This is a genomic window from Pseudomonas grandcourensis (assembly GCF_039909015.1).
GTDB classification, from domain to species: Bacteria; Pseudomonadota; Gammaproteobacteria; order Pseudomonadales; family Pseudomonadaceae; genus Aquipseudomonas; species Aquipseudomonas grandcourensis.
Genome location: NZ_CP150919.1, coordinates 5,471,704 through 5,490,002, shown reverse-complemented (window position 1 = coordinate 5,490,002; position 18,299 = coordinate 5,471,704). Strand labels below are relative to the sequence as shown.

General features: G+C 57.5%; 21 protein-coding genes and 1 tRNA gene. 20 read left to right on the top strand and 2 right to left on the bottom strand.

Going from position 1 to position 18,299, the window contains the following annotated elements; genetic code table 11:
* Window positions 1-67: 67 nt before the first annotated feature.
* Complete coding sequence (locus tag AABM52_RS24570) at window positions 68-910, top strand: mechanosensitive ion channel family protein (protein WP_347908646.1); 843 nt, start codon at window positions 68-70, stop codon at window positions 908-910.
* Between the two features lie 141 nt (window positions 911-1,051).
* Here AABM52_RS24570 and AABM52_RS24565 read toward each other — a convergent pair whose 3' ends face one another.
* Complete coding sequence (locus tag AABM52_RS24565; RefSeq protein ID WP_347908644.1) at window positions 1,052-2,380, bottom strand: OprD family porin; 1,329 nt, start codon at window positions 2,378-2,380, stop codon at window positions 1,052-1,054.
* 910 nt (window positions 2,381-3,290) lie between these two features.
* Between AABM52_RS24565 and AABM52_RS24560 the strand changes: the two genes are divergently transcribed.
* Together AABM52_RS24560 and AABM52_RS24555 are read left to right on the top strand one after the other, a co-directional pair.
* Window positions 3,291-3,716 (top strand): HIT domain-containing protein, encoded by a 426-nt coding sequence (locus AABM52_RS24560; protein WP_347912682.1) that lies wholly within the window; start codon window positions 3,291-3,293, stop codon window positions 3,714-3,716.
* Between the two features lie 3 nt (window positions 3,717-3,719).
* Complete coding sequence (locus tag AABM52_RS24555; RefSeq protein WP_008052459.1) at window positions 3,720-3,926, top strand: SlyX family protein; 207 nt, start codon at window positions 3,720-3,722, stop codon at window positions 3,924-3,926.
* A gap of 65 nt (window positions 3,927-3,991) precedes the next feature.
* Here AABM52_RS24555 and AABM52_RS24550 read toward each other — a convergent pair whose 3' ends face one another.
* Window positions 3,992-4,594, bottom strand: coding sequence for a cold-shock protein (locus AABM52_RS24550; protein ID WP_150726714.1), 603 nt, complete (start codon window positions 4,592-4,594; stop codon window positions 3,992-3,994).
* A 540-nt stretch (window positions 4,595-5,134) separates the two neighbouring features.
* Here AABM52_RS24550 and AABM52_RS24545 point away from each other — a divergent pair.
* The 17 genes from AABM52_RS24545 (at window position 5,135) to AABM52_RS24465 (ending at window position 18,246) form a co-directional block, all read left to right on the top strand.
* Entirely contained in the window at window positions 5,135-5,470 is a 336-nt protein-coding gene (locus tag AABM52_RS24545) for a ribbon-helix-helix domain-containing protein (protein ID WP_347908642.1), read from the top strand.
* Between the two features lie 136 nt (window positions 5,471-5,606).
* Window positions 5,607-5,828, top strand: coding sequence for an FmdB family zinc ribbon protein (locus AABM52_RS24540; RefSeq protein WP_032829812.1), 222 nt, complete (start codon window positions 5,607-5,609; stop codon window positions 5,826-5,828).
* A gap of 120 nt (window positions 5,829-5,948) precedes the next feature.
* Window positions 5,949-7,724 carry an aspartate--tRNA ligase gene (gene aspS, locus AABM52_RS24535; protein ID WP_347908640.1) on the top strand — a complete coding sequence of 592 codons (1,776 nt, stop codon included), beginning with the start codon at window positions 5,949-5,951 and terminating at the stop codon, window positions 7,722-7,724.
* Window positions 7,725-7,852: 128 nt separating this feature from the next.
* On the top strand, window positions 7,853-8,599 hold the full coding sequence (locus AABM52_RS24530; protein ID WP_007995641.1) for a YebC/PmpR family DNA-binding transcriptional regulator: 747 nt from the start codon (window positions 7,853-7,855) through the stop codon (window positions 8,597-8,599).
* A gap of 161 nt (window positions 8,600-8,760) precedes the next feature.
* The gene (gene ruvC / locus AABM52_RS24525) at window positions 8,761-9,285 is read left to right on the top strand and encodes a crossover junction endodeoxyribonuclease RuvC (protein WP_008015799.1); all 525 of its coding nucleotides are present in this window, start codon (window positions 8,761-8,763) and stop codon (window positions 9,283-9,285) included.
* 114 nt (window positions 9,286-9,399) lie between these two features.
* A complete protein-coding gene (ruvA, locus tag AABM52_RS24520; protein WP_008052450.1) occupies window positions 9,400-10,008 on the top strand; it encodes a Holliday junction branch migration protein RuvA in 609 nt (202 codons plus the stop codon).
* On the top strand, window positions 10,009-11,070 hold the full coding sequence (ruvB, locus tag AABM52_RS24515) for a Holliday junction branch migration DNA helicase RuvB (RefSeq protein WP_347908637.1): 1,062 nt from the start codon (window positions 10,009-10,011) through the stop codon (window positions 11,068-11,070).
* Window positions 11,071-11,197: 127 nt separating this feature from the next.
* The gene (gene ybgC, locus AABM52_RS24510; RefSeq protein WP_007990726.1) at window positions 11,198-11,665 is read left to right on the top strand and encodes a tol-pal system-associated acyl-CoA thioesterase; all 468 of its coding nucleotides are present in this window, start codon (window positions 11,198-11,200) and stop codon (window positions 11,663-11,665) included.
* Entirely contained in the window at window positions 11,655-12,350 is a 696-nt protein-coding gene (tolQ, locus tag AABM52_RS24505) for a protein TolQ (RefSeq protein ID WP_008147369.1), read from the top strand. Before ybgC ends, tolQ begins: the two co-directional genes overlap by 11 nt.
* A 23-nt stretch (window positions 12,351-12,373) precedes the next feature.
* Entirely contained in the window at window positions 12,374-12,826 is a 453-nt protein-coding gene (tolR, locus tag AABM52_RS24500) for a protein TolR (RefSeq protein ID WP_162135951.1), read from the top strand.
* Window positions 12,826-13,905: a cell envelope integrity protein TolA gene (gene tolA / locus AABM52_RS24495; protein WP_347908635.1), complete on the top strand. Its 1,080-nt coding sequence runs from the start codon at window positions 12,826-12,828 to the stop codon at window positions 13,903-13,905. Before tolR ends, tolA begins: the two co-directional genes overlap by 1 nt.
* Before the next feature lie 17 nt (window positions 13,906-13,922).
* Window positions 13,923-15,203, top strand: coding sequence for a Tol-Pal system beta propeller repeat protein TolB (gene tolB / locus AABM52_RS24490; RefSeq protein ID WP_167362903.1), 1,281 nt, complete (start codon window positions 13,923-13,925; stop codon window positions 15,201-15,203).
* Window positions 15,204-15,255: 52 nt separating this feature from the next.
* Window positions 15,256-15,753 carry a peptidoglycan-associated lipoprotein Pal gene (gene pal / locus AABM52_RS24485; protein WP_003178634.1) on the top strand — a complete coding sequence of 166 codons (498 nt, stop codon included), beginning with the start codon at window positions 15,256-15,258 and terminating at the stop codon, window positions 15,751-15,753.
* A 6-nt stretch (window positions 15,754-15,759) separates the two neighbouring features.
* Entirely contained in the window at window positions 15,760-16,599 is an 840-nt protein-coding gene (ybgF, locus tag AABM52_RS24480; protein ID WP_347908633.1) for a tol-pal system protein YbgF, read from the top strand.
* 166 nt (window positions 16,600-16,765) lie between these two features.
* Window positions 16,766-17,413, top strand: a complete 648-nt coding sequence (queE, locus tag AABM52_RS24475; RefSeq protein WP_347908631.1) for a 7-carboxy-7-deazaguanine synthase QueE — start codon at window positions 16,766-16,768, stop codon at window positions 17,411-17,413.
* 1 nt (window position 17,414) lies between these two features.
* Entirely contained in the window at window positions 17,415-18,107 is a 693-nt protein-coding gene (gene queC / locus AABM52_RS24470; RefSeq protein ID WP_347908629.1) for a 7-cyano-7-deazaguanine synthase QueC, read from the top strand.
* A 63-nt stretch (window positions 18,108-18,170) separates the two neighbouring features.
* Window positions 18,171-18,246: transfer RNA gene (locus AABM52_RS24465), tRNA-Lys, on the top strand.
* Window positions 18,247-18,299 lie beyond the last annotated feature (53 nt).

The following is an 18,299-nucleotide window of genomic DNA, read 5'->3' as shown; positions in this document are numbered from 1 at the left end:
TCGCGGTTCGATCTTTCTGCCGCTTTTTTTTACGCATGCCGGGTAGCCGGAAAACAGGAGAGAGTAGATGGACTTAAATGCCGAGGTAGACAATCTGGTCAAGGTATCCCAAAGCTGGATCCCGATGATCATGGAATACGGCAGCCGTGTACTGCTGGCGGTCATTACCCTGGCCATCGGCTGGTGGCTGATCAACAAGGTCACGAAAAAACTCGGCGGCCTGATTGCATTGCGTAACGCCGACCTGGCGCTGCAAGGCTTTATCAGCAGCCTGGCGAACATCATCCTCAAGATCCTGCTGATCGTCAGCGTGGCCTCGATGATCGGTGTGGAAACCACTTCGTTTGTGGCGGCGATTGGTGCGGCAGGCCTGGCCATTGGCCTGGCCTTGCAGGGCAGCCTGGCGAACTTCGCCGGTGGCGTGCTGATTCTGCTGTTCCGTCCGTTTCGCATCGGTGACTGGATCGAGGCTCAGGGTATCGCCGGTACTGTAGACAGCATCCAGATTTTCCATACCGTACTGCGTACTGGTGACAACAAGACCATCATCGTGCCTAACGGCAATCTGTCGAACGGCATCATCACCAACACAAACCGTCAGCCGACCCGCAAGGTCGTGTTTGATGTAGGCGTTGATTACGAGGCGGACCTGCAGAAAGCCCGTAAAGTTTTGCTGGAATTGGCCAAGGACCCGCGAGTATTGGCGGATCCGGAACCGCTGGCAGTTGTTTCTACCCTGGGTGACAGTTCGATCACGCTTTCGCTTCGTGTCTGGGTAAAGACTGCCGATTACTGGGACGTGATGTTCATGTTCAACGAACTATCCCGTGATCGTCTGCGAGAGGCCGGCATCGATATTCCATTTCCACAGCGGGTTATTCGTGTGGTTCAGGAGTCGGCGGTGCAGTAATAGGGTGTGCGGTTAGTGCCTGACTTCTTGGTCAGGCATGTACTGCAGAGTCTGTTTGGTTAAATATTGTACAGAAGACAACGAAAAAGGCCCATCCGAAGATGGGCCTTTTTTTGATTACCGCGAACTAACTTTCTGCAATTACAGAATGTTGAGTGGGTAGTCGGTGATCAGGCGGAACTCAGAGATATCGCCTTCGCCTTCGTCAGCATTGGCGGAGTGCCATGCTTGACGGATGCGGAAGGACAGATCTTTGGCTGGGCCGGATTGAATGACGTACTTGGCTTCCACGTTGGTTTCGTGGTGTTTACCGTCTGCACCGTACAGACCGGTGTAGGTGCTGTTCGATGGAGTGTTGGTACCGTCGATGTTCCAACCATTCACGTAACGGGCCATGAAGCTCAGGCCAGGTACGCCGTACTCGGCCATTTTCAGGTCGTAACGGGCTTGTACCGACTTCTCGCCAGGGGCGTTGAAGTCAGAGTACTGGATGGAGTTGGCGAGGAAAATCGAGTCGCCACCACGGTTGTTGTCACCCACACCGATGTAGTCGAACGGGGTATCGCCGTTGACCTTCTGGAAGGCCAGGGTCAGGGTGTGTGCTTTCAGGAACGAGTAAGCAGCAGCCAGGGAGTAGGCGGTGTTGCTGATGTCGCCTGCTTTAGCGTTACCGGTATCCTTGGTGTTGTAGATGTTACCGTCGAAGTTGATCGAGTTGTCGCCGCCCAGTGCGAGGGTGTAGTTCGCGTTGGCGTAGTACTGGTTCCAGACGTCTTCGAGCTTGGCACCGTAAAGCGATACGCTCAGGTCCGGGGTAATGCCGTACTTGCCACCGAAGTAGTCGATGGAGTTGGCTGTCACGCCAGCGTAAGTAGCGAACAGTTCGCCGTCACGAGCGTTGCGGTCCTGGCTGGTTGCCGAGTAGAAGTGACCGGCTTCGAGGTCGAGGTCAGTAACTTCGCTGCTCTGCAGTTGGATACCGCTGGCAGTTTGGTGAAGGATACGGGAACCGCCTACAGCGAACACCGGAGAGGTGCTTGGCTGCATGTCGCCGATTTTCAGCTCGGTCTTGGAGATGCGGAACTTGGCGGCAGCGCCGGCTTTGCCCTGGCTGTTGTTGACTTCGCCATCAGAGTCCACGGACATGTTGCCGGTACCGGCATATTTGTCGGAACCGTCCAGCTTAATGGCCAGTTGGCCCCAAGCTTCAACGCCAACACCGATCAGACCTTGGGTGTAGCCCGAGCTGTACATGCCCTGAATGCCCTGGGTCCAGTCTTTGTCATCGACTGCGCCGTCTTTCTTGTTACGGTTGTAGTAGTAGTTGCGAACCAGCAAGTCGAGTTTGCTGTCTTCAACGAAACCTTTGGCTTCGGCCTGGTCGCTTACGAAAGGTGCGGCTACTGCCAACTGAGTACTGGCTGCTGCTGCAACTGCCAGTGCGATCATGCTCCACTTCATCACGCGCATCGTGATTTGCTCCTTTGGTTTTAGAAGAGTACTGCCGTCCCACCTGTTTTATTATCTGGGCGGCTCTTTCTTTTTGTGTCGGCGCAAACTTATATCACGCCGACAATGTTGGCGATACTTGCGCATCTAACCTTTCGCCTTCTTTACGACCCTGTCGCAAACAGCATGGTAGATGTCGCAAATTTCCAGCTCCGACGCAACCCGGCGGACAACTTTAATGCTGTTTTCTGCGCCTTGTCGTCGGTAAAAAGAGTCCTGGTGAAACGTTTGAATCTCCATCGGGCTACCTTGCCACTGTTTTTTTTGCCTGAGGGTCTCCGCTTCCAGCGGGTGCCACATCGGGCGATGTTGGGTATGAATGCAACAAGCGTGCACAAAATCGTATTTTGTTACGCTTTTTTTCTAATTGACAACCAGGTGCTGTAAAAACCTCATAAAACCGGGGGGTTCAAGCGCTTTTAGTTTGGGCTTGACGCCTTGCCCGGCATCATGTTGCTCCCTTCTCATCGACATCCTGGCACCAGAAATGTTACCGGTTCACCCCATCACTGAGTAAATGGCGGATGTCGAAGCATTCAGCGTAGACCCACTGTGCGGTTTTGGTGCAAAAAAAATTTAGCTTTGTATTGAATTCATCTCCGTCGGCCATTTGCCTGAAGCGAACTTTTCCTTGTTGATCAGTCATTTCGGCGTTTTTTTCTGCTATACGGTTCTGCAATGGTGCGCGGCAGCGAAAATTGTCCCATCCGGGGGCGGCTTGCAGCTTTTCTTTGGCGCTCGTGGCTTCGATGCAAGGTTCGCCGTGAAGCGTACGCCGTTCGCAGGTATGCTGCCGTCCGGTCGCTTGGTGCGCCGTCCCGTCAGGATGGGCGCTAAGCTGAAAAATGATGAGCCGGCGGGAGTACGCGCAGTGTTCGCTTTAGATCCACGACTTCAACAAGACACGTTACCGATCGGGGACTTTCCGCTCTGCCGGTTGCTGCTGTCTAACGATTCGAACTATCCCTGGTTCATCCTGGTACCTCGTCGCGAGGCTATCAGCGAGATATTTCAGTTGGATGTCGCAGACCAGCAACAGCTTTGGCAGGAAACCACTGCGCTGTCACAAGTGCTCAAGGACGCGTTCGATGCGGACAAGTTGAATGTGGCGGCGCTGGGCAATGTCGTCAGTCAGTTGCACATGCATGTGATTGTGCGCAAGCGCGAAGATGCCGCCTGGCCAGCGCCGGTTTGGGGTAAACATCCGGCAAAACCCTACGGTTTGGAGCAAATCGCCGCGATTCGCGAACGTTTGCGCTTGATTTTGGCCGATGATTTTACGTTTCTGGAGGGCTGAACCATGAGCCTGGAAGAACGCGTTACCGAACTTGAAAGCCGTCTGGCGTTTCAGGATGACACCATCCAGGCATTGAACGATGTGCTGGTGGCGCAGCAGCGGGTGGTCGAGCGTCTGCAACTGCAAATGGCCGCGCTGCTCAAGCGGCAAGAGGAAATGGTCGGGCAGTTCGAGTCATTCGAAGAAGAAGCACCGCCGCCGCACTATTAAGCATGTCGCAGGCATGAAAAAACCGCGGACAGCTAGGCTGTGCGCGGTTTTTTTTGGGCCTTGAATCAGCGGCGCGGCAGTGCGGCGATCACGTCTTCGGCTTGCAGGCCCTTGTCACGATTCATGACGGAGAACTCCACGCGCTGGCCTTCGACCAGGACGCGGTGGCCTTCACCGCGAATGGCCCGGAAGTGGACGAAGATATCGTCGCCGGAATCGCGGGAGATGAAGCCGAAGCCTTTGGACGTATTGAACCACTTGACGGTACCGGTATCGCGGTTGCTCATGTCGTAGCTTGGCGAGGCGGCGGCTGGTGACGACTTGTAGAAGCTGATGCCCAGGTGCAGAGCAACGGCGATCAGGGCTGCGATCAGGCTGAACAGTACCGCGGGTTGACCTGCGATGACGGGCATCGGTGCGATCAGCGTCAGGGTTTGCAGGACCACGCTCAGAACCAGCAGGGCGCTGACCAGGTTTTGCAGTTGGTGGCGCGGGCCTTTGTTCCAGTAAGGGATGACAGGTGCAAGTGTCAGGTTGAGCAGGCCGAAAAAGGCCAGGTACAGTGCGTCAGGTTGTTGCAGGTAAGGTAAGGCTTCGGATTGCAGGCTAGGGATGAAGGACAGCAGCAAGGCCGCTGCGCCTATCAACAGATGGACGATTTTCAACATTTTGATTAACTCACGTTAAGACAGCTCACAAGGAAGAGCTGATGGCGCACGGTTCGCTTCAAGATAATAAAGAGGCGTTGGACACGTACCCGGTATCAGCCTATGCGCCATGCCCGGAAAAATAGGCATTGACGACACGCTGTCTATTTAACAGCAAAGCCGCAGGCTACTCAAATCAGGGCGTCCGGCGGCTCTTTTTGGGGGCAAATTGCCGCAGGTTGCCCCCAAGTTACGGGGTTGCGGTACCTGACTGCGGCCGACTTGTTGACCCTGCGTATGCAGAGGTATGAAAAAACGGCGTGGATGCTCCGCGCTCTTCTTTCCTACACCATTCCATACGGTGCTTCTGAAGGGGGCATCGCTTCGCTGCGTGGGAAAATGTCCGGAGTAGGACGTTCTCCGGGGTCTGCCAAAAGTTGTTGGCTTATCCTACGTCGAGGGTCATAAAGTCGGCTGGAAAATACCTTTGCACCTGCGTTCTTATAAGGCGACAGACAGTTGCTCTTAACGAAACCAGGATGGCAAAGGAGTGTCAGCGTTATGGTTTATGAAAGGCAAGAAGAGGGGCGATACGGTTCGCACAAGGATGTAAGGGTTGATCCGTTTGTTCGCGAGTTCGATATGGGGCTGGCCCAGCCCTTGTCCCGTTCCGTACGATTGAATGGCTTCGCCACCTGTTTGCGGCTTGAGCAGGTTTACTGGGATATTTTGGGAGAGATGGCCCGGCTCAATGGTTGCTCGGTCAGTAACCTGTTGTCTCATGTGGATCGCGAAGTTCACTTGCGTCACGGCGGGGTAAGGAACTTCAGTGGATTGGTGCGGGTTGTCTGCGTCGTGCACAGTCTCAAGGAAGGAGGTTGCATCGCCACGGCCTAGTCTGGACAGCGAAAACGGCAGAGTGTCGGCGTGTGCAGTCTTACGGCTGCACACGCCGCATTTAATGGATATAATCCCGCTCTTTGCCGCAAAACCCTGCGTGTGCGGTAGCAATCTGATCGCCGAGACAACCTCCATGCCGATGTACGATTATCAATGTGCTTCCTGTGGTCATCAGTTGGAAGCCATTCAAAAGATCAGCGATGCACCGCTGGTCGACTGCCCTGCCTGTCAGGCGCCAGAGCTTAAAAAGTTGCTGTCCATGCCGGGCTTCCGCCTCAGCGGCACGGGTTGGTACGAAACCGATTTCAAGACCGGTTCCAAGAAGAACCTGGCCGGCGGCGACAAAGCTGACTAAGGCCCGGCCCCTGAGTTGTGACCTGAGTTGAACGACACGCGTGGGTTCTTGCATCATCCCGCAGGGATGTGCCCAAGGCCTCCAACCGAATTTCGAATTACGAGAAGTGAAACCACGACCATGATGCGCAGCCATTATTGCGGCCAACTGAACGAAAGCCTGGACGGCCAGGAAATTACCCTTTGCGGATGGGTCCACCGTCGCCGTGACCACGGTGGGGTGATTTTCCTCGATATCCGTGATCGTGATGGTCTGGCCCAGGTCGTGTTCGATCCGGACCGCGCTGAAACCTTCGCCGCTGCCGATCGCGTGCGCAGCGAGTACGTCGTGAAGATCACCGGCAAGGTTCGCCTGCGTCCGGCCGGTGCGACCAACGCCAACATGGCGTCGGGCATGATTGAAGTCCTGGGCTACGAACTGGAAGTGCTGAACGAATCGGAAACCCCGCCGTTCCCGCTGAACGAGTTCTCCGACGTCGGCGAAGAAACCCGCCTGCGCTATCGCTTCCTCGACCTGCGTCGCCCGGAAATGGCCGAGAAGCTGCGTCTGCGTTCGCGCATGACCACCAGCATCCGCCGCTTCCTGGACGAGAACGGCTTCCTCGACGTCGAGACGCCGATCCTGACCCGTGCTACTCCGGAAGGCGCGCGCGACTACCTGGTGCCGAGCCGTACTCACGCCGGTTCGTTCTTCGCCTTGCCGCAATCGCCGCAGCTGTTCAAGCAACTGCTGATGGTGGCCGGCTTCGACCGTTACTACCAGATCGCCAAGTGCTTCCGTGACGAAGACCTGCGGGCCGACCGTCAGCCGGAATTCACCCAGATCGACATCGAGACCAGCTTCCTCGATGAAAAAGAGATCATGGGCCTGACCGAGCAAATGATCCGCAACCTGTTCAAGGAAGTGCTGGATCTGGAATTCGGCGATTTCCCGCACATGACCTTCGAAGAAGCCATGCGCCGCTACGGTTCCGACAAGCCAGACCTGCGTAACCCGCTGGAACTGGTTGACGTGGCCGACCAGCTCAAGGAAGTCGACTTCAAGGTGTTCAGCGGCCCGGCCAACGACCCGAAATGCCGTATCGCCGCTTTGCGCGTCCCAGGCGGGGCGAGCATGCCGCGCAAGCAGATCGACGACTACACCAAGTTTGTCGGTATCTACGGTGCCAAGGGCCTGGCGTACATCAAGGTCAACGAGCGCGCGAATGGCGTTGACGGTCTGCAATCGCCGATCGTGAAGAACATCCCTGAAGCCAACCTCAACGTGATCCTCGATCGCGTCGGTGCGGTCGACGGCGACATCGTGTTCTTCGGTGCCGACAAGGCCAAGATCGTCAGCGAAGCCCTGGGCGCGCTGCGGATCAAGCTGGGTCACGACCTGGACATGCTGACCTGCAAGTGGGCGCCAATGTGGGTCGTCGACTTCCCGATGTTCGAAGAGAACGACGACGGCAGCTTCACCGCCTTGCACCACCCGTTCACCGCACCGAAGTGCACCCCGCAAGAGCTGGAAGCCAACCCGGCTGGCGCTCTGTCCCGCGCCTACGACATGGTGTTGAACGGTACCGAACTGGGTGGCGGTTCGATCCGTATCCACCGCAAAGAGATGCAACAGTCGGTATTCCGTCTGTTGGGCATCAACGAAGCGGAACAGGAAGAGAAATTCGGCTTCCTGCTCGACGCCCTGAAATACGGTGCACCGCCGCACGGTGGCTTGGCCTTCGGTCTGGACCGTCTGGTGATGCTGATGACTGGCGCCCAGTCGATCCGTGAAGTGATCGCCTTCCCGAAAACCCAGAGCGCGGCAGATGTCATGACTCAGGCTCCGGGCCAGGTGGATGCCAAGGCATTGCGCGAACTGCACATTCGTCTGCGCGAAACGCCTAAGGCCGAGTAAGGCTGACCTGAAGGGCGCATCTGTGGATGCGCCCTTTCTTTATAGATAGAGCTGTTCAAGATTTTTGTTTGCCGGCCGGCGCAATACAGCGCGGCGGGCAATGTTTCAAAGAGAATTCGGAGCGAGTTATGGCAGGTCATTCCAAGTGGGCGAACATCAAGCACCGCAAAGAACGTCAGGATGCCAAGAGGGGCAAGATCTTCACCAAGTGGATTCGTGAACTGACCGTCGCTGCCCGTCAGGGTGGTGGCGATCCAGGCTCCAATCCGCGTCTGCGCCTGGCCCTGGACAAGGCCCTGGGTGCGAACATGAGCCGCGACATCATCGATCGTGCCGTCGCTCGCGGTACCGGCGCTGCCGACACCGACGACGTGGTCGAGCTGACCTACGAAGGTTACGGTCCGGGCGGCGTGGCGGTGATGGTCGAATGCATGACCGACAACCGTAATCGCACCGCAGCCGCTGTTCGTCACGCGTTCAGCAAATGCGGCGGTAATCTGGGGACTGACGGTTCGGTGGCTTATCTGTTCGAGCGCAAGGGGCAGATCTCCTTCGCTGCCGGCGTTGACGAAGACGCACTGATGGAGGCAGCCATGGAAGCCGACGCCGATGACGTAGTGACCAACGAAGACGGTTCGATCGACGTGTTCACCTCGTTTGCCGGGTTCTATTCCGTGCGTAACGCACTGGAAGCGGCGGGTTTCAAAGGTGACGACGCGGAAATCGTCATGTTGCCGACCACCAGCGCCGAGCTCGATCTGGAAGGCGCCGAGAAAGTCCTCAAGTTGATCGACATGCTTGAAGACCTGGATGACGTGCAAAACGTCTACTCCAACGCGGAGATTCCGGAGTCGGTGGCCGCACAGCTCGGTTGATGGTCTCTTAAAAGATCGCAGGTTTCGGTTGGTGCTCACTCTGTAGGAGCTGCCGAAGGCTGCGATCTTTTGATTTTCAGCGGTTTATTTGAATGATCGCAGCCTTCGGCAGCTCCTACCCGGTTATCCTCGGCTAACGGCGATCTCTCTTTGCAGGCGTTATGACTTTAATTCTTGGTATCGACCCCGGTTCGCGCATCACCGGTTACGGTGTGGTTCGTGATACCGGCCGTGGCTGCGAGTACGTCGCCTCCGGTTGTATCCGCACCGGTGCCGGCGAGCTGCACGAGCGCCTGCAGATTGTCTACCGAGGGGTGCGGGAGATCATTCAGACTTACCACCCGGTGACCATGGGCATCGAAAAGGTGTTCATGGCCCGTAACGCCGATTCCGCCCTGAAACTGGGGCAGGCCCGTGGCGCCGCGATCGTGGCGGGTGCCGAGGAAAGCCTGGAAATTGCCGAATACACCGCAACCCAGGTCAAGCAGGCGGTCGTCGGCACCGGTGCGGCCAACAAGGAACAGGTGCAAATGATGGTCATGCACATGCTCAAGCTCACCAGCAAGCCGCAGATCGATGCCTCGGACGCCCTGGCCATTGCCATCTGCCACGCTCACACCCGTTCCAGCCTGCTGCCCCATGGGCTGGGAGCTGCACGCAGTCGTGGCGGGCGCCTGCGTCTCTGATAGCATCAGCAATCATTTTCATGGAGTGAGTGTGTTCCGCCTGTGTTGTCGGCGGCATTTCCTCGCTCTATCAGTCGCTGGCCAAGAGCTGGCCAACGCTCAAGGATTTGTAACGTGATTGGACGTTTGCGCGGCACCCTGGCTGAGAAGCAGCCTCCCCATCTGATTCTGGATGTAAATGGCCTGGGCTATGAACTTGAAGTGCCCATGACGACCCTTTACCGCTTGCCGTCGGTCGGTGAGCCGCTAACCTTGCATACCCATTTGGTCGTGCGCGAAGACGCACAGTTACTCTATGGTTTTGTCGGCAAGCGTGAGCGCGATTTTTTTCGCGAATTGATCCGCCTCAACGGCGTCGGGCCGAAACTGGCCCTGGCCTTGATGTCGAGCCTGGAAGTCGACGAACTGGTTCGTTGCGTACAGTCACAGGACACTTCGGCGCTGACCAAGGTCCCTGGCGTCGGCAAGAAAACCGCCGAGCGCTTGCTGGTGGAGCTCAAGGATCGCTTCAAGGCCTGGGAAACCGTACCGGCCATGTTCGCCCTGGTGCCGAACCAGCCGGATGGACCGGCCCCGGTGAACACTGCCGAGACTGACGCGGTCAGCGCCTTGATTTCCCTGGGCTACAAGCCACAGGAAGCGAGCAAGGCGGTGTCTGCGATCAAGGAGAAAGATTTGAGCAGTGAAGACATGATCCGCCGCGCCTTGAAGGGAATGATCTAAGTGATTGAAGCTGATCGTCTGATCGCTGCCACGCACAGCCCGCGTGAGCGCGAAGAAGTCCAGGACCGTGCCATTCGACCGGTCAGCCTGGCCGAATACATTGGCCAGCCGACCGTTCGCGAGCAGATGGAGTTGTTCATCCAGGCCGCTCGCGGTCGTAAAGAATCCCTGGATCACACACTGATCTTCGGGCCGCCCGGCCTGGGCAAGACCACCCTCGCCAACATCATCGCCCAGGAAATGGGCGTATCGATCAAGAGCACCTCGGGGCCGGTGCTGGAGCGCCCCGGTGACCTGGCGGCGCTGTTGACCAACCTTGAGCCTCACGATGTGCTGTTCATCGACGAAATCCATCGCCTGTCGCCCATCGTTGAAGAAGTGCTGTACCCGGCCATGGAGGATTTCCAGCTCGACATCATGATCGGCGAAGGCCCGGCCGCGCGTTCGATCAAGCTGGATCTGCCGCCGTTCACCCTGGTGGGCGCAACGACACGGGCGGGGATGCTCACTAATCCGTTGCGTGACCGTTTCGGCATCGTTCAGCGTCTTGAGTTCTACAATACCGCCGACCTGTCGACGATTGTCAGTCGTTCGGCGAGCATCCTCGGTTTGCCGCTGGACCCGGAAGGCGCCTTCGAAATCGCCCGCCGTGCCCGTGGCACGCCGCGGATCGCCAACAGGCTGCTGCGCCGGGTGCGTGATTTCGCCGAAGTTCGCGCCAATGGGCATATCACCAAGCCGATTGCCGACCTGGCGCTGAACCTGCTGGATGTCGACGAGCGTGGCTTCGATCACCAGGACCGGCGTCTGTTGCTGACCATGATCGAGAAATTCGACGGTGGGCCAGTCGGGGTCGACAGCCTGGCTGCGGCCATCAGCGAAGAACGTCACACCATTGAAGACGTGCTGGAGCCTTACCTGATCCAGCAGGGTTACATCATGCGCACGCCTCGGGGGCGGGTGGTGACGCGGCATGCCTACCTGCATTTCGGTTTAAACATTCCGTCACGATTGGGCGAAATGCCCGTGGTAGACGAGTTTCTCGATGCCGCTGACGATTAATTAACATTGCGTGCTGATTTTTTCGGGCAATGTAGGGTCCCAGGACCGTACTTTCACGTGAAAGCCGCAGAACAATGAAAAACAGTTGCCATGCCGGATTGGCAACCTGAGGAGTAAGCACTAGAGTATGCGCGCGCAAAACGGGCTTGAGCCTTTCGCACATCGTTGTCGCGTTTATTACGAGGACACCGATGCGGGCGGCATCGTGTATTACGTTAATTACCTCAAGTTTATGGAACGGGCTCGAACCGAGCGGCTACGAGATCTGGGCTTTGCCCAGTCGCAGCTTGCCGGGGAGGACCTGTTGTTCGTCGTGCATTCCAGCGAAGCGCGCTACCACGCGCCGGCGCGACTGGATGACGAACTGCTGGTAAGCGCTGAAGTAATCGAATTGAACCGTGCCAGCCTGCGCTTTAAACAGCAGGTCAGGCGGGCGACGGATAATGTGCTGCTCTGCGAAGGGCAGTTTCTGGTGGCCTGTGTGCGCACTGAAAGTTTGAAACCCCGGGCCATTCCCGAAGCTCTACGAGCGGCCTTTGCCGACGTGAGCGGCGCGGGTACACACTCAAAGCAGGAGATAAAGCGTGGAAGCTAACGTCGTCGACCATTCCTCCATGTGGAGCCTGGTCAGCAATGCCAGTATCGTGGTGCAACTGGTAATGCTGATCCTGGTAGCCGCATCGGTGACCTCGTGGATCATGATCTTTCAGCGCAGCAACCTGCTGCGCGCCGGTCGACGTGCCCTGGAGAGCTTCGAAGAGCGCTTCTGGTCGGGTATCGACCTGTCCAAACTCTACCGTCAGGCCGGCAGCAATCCGGACCCTGATTCGGGCGTCGAGCAAATCTTCCGTGCCGGATTCAAGGAATTCTCCCGTCTGCGCCAGCAACCAGGCGTTGACCCGGAAGCGGTCATGGAAGGCGTGGCCCGTGCCATGCGCGTCGCCATTTCCCGCGAAGAAGAAAAGCTCGAGCAGAGCCTGCCCTTCCTGGCCACCGTTGGTTCCGTCAGCCCGTACATCGGTCTGTTCGGTACGGTCTGGGGGATCATGAACTCCTTCCGTGGTCTGGCGACCGCCCAGCAAGCGACCCTGGCCACTGTGGCCCCGGGTATCGCCGAAGCACTGATCGCCACCGCGATCGGTCTGTTCGCCGCCATTCCAGCCGTTATCGCTTACAACCGTTTTGCTGCTCGCAGCGAAACCCTGCTGGGCCGCTACTACACCTTCGCCGACGAGTTCCAGGCGATCCTGCACCGCAAAGTGCACACCAGCGAAGAATAAGCAGGTAATTTCCAATGGCTTTAATCGCTCGAGCTCGCAAAAAGCGCAAGCCGGTCGCCGAGATGAACGTGGTGCCTTACATCGACGTGATGTTGGTGCTGCTGGTCATTTTCATGGTGACCGCGCCGATGCTCAATCAGGGCGTGAAAGTTGATCTGCCCAAGGTTTCCAGCGAAGCCTTGCCGCAGGACAACAACACCCAGGTCCTGACCATTTCCATCAAATCCGACAAGACCTACTACTGGAACCTTGGCAGCGAAGTCGACACCGAAAAGCAGCAGGATCGGGCCATGACCCTGCCGCAGATGACTGACGCGGTGACCAAGATCATTCGCGTCGGCAACGAAGGCGGCAAGCGTACCCAGGTCTTCATCCGCGGCGACAAGAGTGTCGATTACGGCTCCGTCATGGGGGCCATGGGCGGGTTGCAGAAAGCCGGGGTCGGTAATGTTGGCTTGATTACCGAGGCGCCCTGATGCAGCAACAGCGAGAGCCGTCCGCCTCGGAAAGCTACTTCTGGCCTAGTGTCTGGGCGATTGGCTTGCACGTGCTGGTGTTCGGCATGCTGTTCGTCAGTTTTGCCTTTACCCCGGAACTGCCGCCGGCCAAGCCGATTGTCCAGGCGACCTTGTACCAGCTGAAATCGAAAAGTCGGGCGACCACCCAGACCAATCAGAAGATTGCCGGTGAGGCGCAGAAATCCGCTGCGCGTCAAACCGAAGTCGAGCAGATGGAACAGAAAAAGGTCGAGCAGGAAGCGGTGAAGGCTGCGGAACAAAAGAAAGAAGAGGCGGCTCAAAAGGCCGAAGAAGCCAAGAAGGCCGACGAGGCGAAGAAAGCGGACGAGGCGAAAAAGGCTGATGAAGCCAAGAAAGCCGACGATGCGAAGAAAACCGCGGAAGCCAAGAAGGCAGAAGAGAAACAATTGGCTGATATAGCCAAGAAGAAAGCTGAAGAAGAAGCCAAGAAAGCCGCGGAAGAAGAGGCCAAGAAAGCGGCCGCTGAAGAAGCCAAGAAAAAGATCGTCGAAGACGCGAAGAAGAAAGCCGCGGAAGACGCCAAGAAGAAAGCTGAAGCTGAAGAGGCGAAGAAGAAAGTCGCCGAGGATGCGAAGAAGAAAGCTACTGCCGATGCTGCGAAGAAGAAATCGCAGGACGCGGCACGTAAATCCGCCGAAGACAAAAAGGCCCAGGCCCTGGCAGATTTGCTTTCCGACACGCCGCAGCGTCAGCAGGCCTTGGCCGATGAGCAGGGCGACGAAGTCGCCGGCAGTTTCGATGACCTGATTCGTGCACGTGCAGCGGAAGGCTGGGCTCGTCCCCCTTCGGCACGCAAAGGCATGACGGTCGTGCTGCAAATCGGCATGTTGCCGGACGGTACGGTGACTTCGGTCAGCGTGTCCAAGTCCAGTGGCGACGGTCCGTTTGACGCATCGGCTGTTGCAGCGGTGAAGAATATTGGACGTTTGACAGAAATGCAGGGAATGAAGCCGAGTGATTTCGCTCCGTATCGTTCATTCAAGATGACATTCACACCTGAGGATCTAGCCTTGTGAGAAACCTTCTTCGAGGAATGCTGGTCGTTATCTGCTGCATGGCAGGGATGGCGATGGCAGATGAGAAAAACATTCTGGTTACCAGCGGCAGCGATCGGGCGACCCCGATCGCAGTCGTGCCGTTCGGCTTCCAGGGCGGTAGCGTACTGCCGGACGACATGGCGGAAATCATCGGTAACGACCTGCGCAACTCGGGTTACTACTCGCCGCTTCCAAAGCAGAACATGATCAGCCAGCCGAGCCAGGCCAGCGAAATCATCTTCCGTGACTTCAAGGCGCTGGGTGCCCAGTACGTCATGGTCGGCAGCATTGTGCCGGCGGGCGGTCGCCTGCAGGTGCAATACGCACTGTTCAACGTGGCCACCGAGCAGCAAGTGCTGACCGGCAGCGTGTCCGGCGGCGTCGATCAGTTGCGCGACATGGCGCACTACATCTCCGACCAGTCGTTCGAAAAACTCACCGGTATCAAGGGTGCCTTCTCGACTCGCCTGCTGTATGTAACGGCCGAGCGTTTCTCCGAGAACAACACTCGCTACACCCTGCAACGTTCGGACTACGACGGTGCTCGCGCCGTGACCCTGCTGCAGTCGCGCGAGCCGATCCTGTCGCCGCGTTTCGCACCGGATGGCAAGCGCATCGCTTATGTCTCCTTCGAGCAGAAGCGTCCACGCATCTTCATGCAGAACATCGACACCGGTCGCCGTGAGCAGATCACCAACTTCGAAGGCCTGAACGGTGCGCCAGCCTGGTCGCCGGATGGCAATCGCCTGGCGTTCGTACTGTCGAAAGACGGCAACCCGGACATCTACGTGATGAACCTGGGTTCGCGTCAGATCAGTCGCGTTACCAACGGTCCGGGCATCAACACCGAACCGTTTTGGGGCAAGGATGGCTCGACCATCTACTTCACGTCCGACCGTGGCGGCAAACCGCAGATCTACAAGACCAGTGCCGGTGGTGGCGGTGCCGAACGCGTGACTTTCGTCGGTAACTACAACGCCAACCCTAAATTGTCGGCTGATGAAAAGACGCTTGTCATGATTCACCGTCAGGATGGCTTCACCAATTTCAAGGTGGCGGCCCAGGATTTGCAGCGCGGTAGCGTAAAAATCCTCACTGATAGCACTCTGGACGAGTCGCCTACTGTCGCGCCCAACGGCACCATGGTAATCTACGCCACCCGCCAGCAGGGCCGGGGAGTCTTGATGCTCGTGTCCATCAATGGACGCGTAAGGCTCCCGCTTCCTACCGCACAAGGCGAAGTCAGAGAACCTTCCTGGTCCCCTTACCTGAACTGACGCGGCGCTATACGTTGTACTTAACACACTGGGGTTCATTAGGAGTTTCACGATGGAAATGCTGAAGTTTGGTAAATTTGCTGCGCTGGCACTGGCCATGGCTGTAGCTGTAGGTTGCTCGTCCAAAGGCGGCGACAATGCCGGTGAAGGCGCGGTAGATCCAAACGCTGGTTACGGCGCAAACACTGGTGCAGTTGACGGCTCTCTGAGCGAAGAAGCTGCACTGCGCGCTATCACCACTTTCTACTTCGAATACGACAGTTCGGACCTGAAGCCAGAAGCCATGCGCGCTCTGGACGTTCACGCCAAAGACCTGAAAGCAAACGGCGCTCGCGTTGTTCTGGAAGGCAACACCGACGAACGTGGTACTCGTGAGTACAACATGGCACTGGGCGAGCGTCGTGCGAAAGCCGTTCAGCGCTACCTGGTACTGCAAGGTGTTTCCCCAGCTCAGCTGGAACTGGTTTCCTACGGCGAAGAGCGTCCAGTTGCTACCGGCAACGACGAGCAGTCCTGGGCTCAAAACCGTCGCGTCGAACTGCGTAAGTAATTCGTCATGCGAACGTGCCGTCGTGCTGTAACTGTTCTGGCTCTCAGCCTCGCGCCGCTTGCGGTGTGGGCTGCGGTTCCTGTGGTCGATAACGACTCCGGCTATAACAATAGCGGGAGCAGTTATCCGCCTGCAGGTTACGGTACGAACGGCGCCTATGCCGGGGGAGGGGTTTCGGCCCCTGTCTCGGCACAGGGCGAGCTGTTCAACCAACTGCAATCAATGCAGCAACAGATCGAGCGCCAGCAAGGTGCGATCGAAGTTCTGCAAAATGATGTAGCGCGCATGAAGCAGGAAAACCTGGAGCGATACCAGGATCTTGATCGGCGCATAGGAACCGGCGTTGCACCAGCCGCGACTCCTGAAAATTCTTCCACCGGTGGTGATTCGAATGCCGCTGGTGCAGCCGCAGGTGCGGCAGCTGGCGCAACCGCCGCTCAAGCACCTGCCGCGGGTAGCGAACCGGCGGATCCGGCGAAGGAAAAGCTCTATTACGATGCTGCCTTCGACCTGATCAAGGCCAAGGATTTCGACAAGGCCAGCCAGGCTTTTGCCGCTTTCCTGCGCAAATACCCGAACAGCCAGTACGCGGGCAACGCCCAATACTGGTTGGGCGAAGTGAACCTGGCCAAAGGCGATCTGCAAGGTGCAGGTCAGGCATTTGCCAAGGTTTCGCAGCTATATCCCAAGCACGCCAAAGTGCCGGACTCGCTGTACAAGCTCGCTGATGTAGAGCGTCGCCTGGGTCATACCGACCGGGTCAAAGGCATTCTGCAGCAGGTGGTGTCCCAATATCCGGGCACTTCCGCCGCTCAGTTGGCCCAGCGCGATCTGCAAAAAATGTAAGCCTGCTTGACCCGTTTCAAAGAAACCCGCGCTTGTCGCGGGTTTTTTCGTTAGAATTCACGCCCTTTTTATGAAACACGCTTTTAGGGGCCTGCGCTTTGCCGGGGTTCCTTCAAGTGCCTGACGGAGGCGGACAGCCTGTTTAGCTGTTACGCCCGTGGCGACTATGCAAGACACATTGAGAATCACCGAAGTTTTCTACTCGTTGCAGGGTGAAACGCGGACTGCCGGCCTGCCCACTGTTTTTGTGCGCCTGACCGGTTGCCCTCTGCGTTGCCAATACTGCGACAGCGCCTACGCGTTCACCGGCGGAACCATTCGCACGCTCGAGGATATCCTCGAGCAAGTTGCCGGGTTTCGCCCGCGATACGTCTGCGTCACGGGCGGCGAGCCCCTGGCACAGCCCAACGCCATTCCCTTGCTCAAGCGCCTGTGTGACGCCGGTTACGAAGTGTCACTGGAAACCAGTGGCTCTATCGATATCTCGGCAGTAGATTCCCGGGTCAGTCGCGTTGTCGACCTGAAAACCCCGGGTTCGAAGGAAGCGCACCGCAACCGCTACGAAAACATCGAGCTGCTCACGCCCAACGATCAGGTGAAGTTTGTCATCTGCTCGCGGGAAGACTATGACTGGTCGGTGTCCAAACTGATCCAGTACGGTCTGGACCGGCGTGCCGGTGAAGTCCTGTTCTCGCCAAGTCACCATGATCTCAATGCCCGGGATCTGGCGGACTGGGTGGTGGCGGACAACCTGCCAGTGCGTTTGCAATTGCAGCTGCATAAATATCTATGGAATGACGAGCCGGGGCGCTGAAATGACTGAACAACTGAACACTCCTGAAAAACGTGCGGTCATCCTGCTGTCCGGTGGCCTGGACTCGGCGACTGTCGTGGCCATGGCCTGCGCCGAAGGCTACAGCTGCTACACCATGAGCTTCGACTACGGTCAGCGCTCTCATGCCGAACTGTACGCCGCCGAGCGTGTGGCGCGGGACTTGGGTGTGGTCGAGCACAAGGTGATCGGCCTGAACCTGAACGGCATGGGCGGCTCGGCCCTGACCGACACCAGCATCGATATTCCGGAAGAGTTGGGCGAGGGCATTCCGGTGACTTATGTGCCTGCGCGTAACACGGTGTTCCTGTCCCTGGCCCTGGGCTGGGCAGAGGTACTCGGCGCACGGGACATCTTCATCGGCGTCAACGCGGTGGATTACTCCGGTTACCCGGACTGCCGTCCCGAGTTCATCGAGTCGTTCGAGCGCATGGCCAACCTGGCAACCAAAGCCGGCGTTGAAGGCAATGGTTTCCGTATCCAGGCACCGCTGCAAAACCTCAGCAAGGCGCAGATCGTCCTGGAGGGCGTGAGGCTTGGCGTGAACTACGGACTGACTGTTTCCTGCTATCAGGCCGACGATGAAGGCCGTGCCTGCGGCAAGTGCGACAGCTGTCGACTGCGTGCAGAAGGCTTTGCGGCGGCCGGAATCAGCGATCCAACCCCTTATTTTTGATTTATTTCAAAATAGGTGTTGAATAGTCCTTAAAAATCAGTATTATACGCGCCACCACACAGCGGGTCGTTAGCTCAGTTGGTAGAGCAGTTGGCTTTTAACCAATTGGTCGTAGGTTCGAATCCCACACGACCCACCATTTTTGGCGGTTTAGAAAATCCGGAAGGCCCACGCAAGTGAGGATTTCCGGGT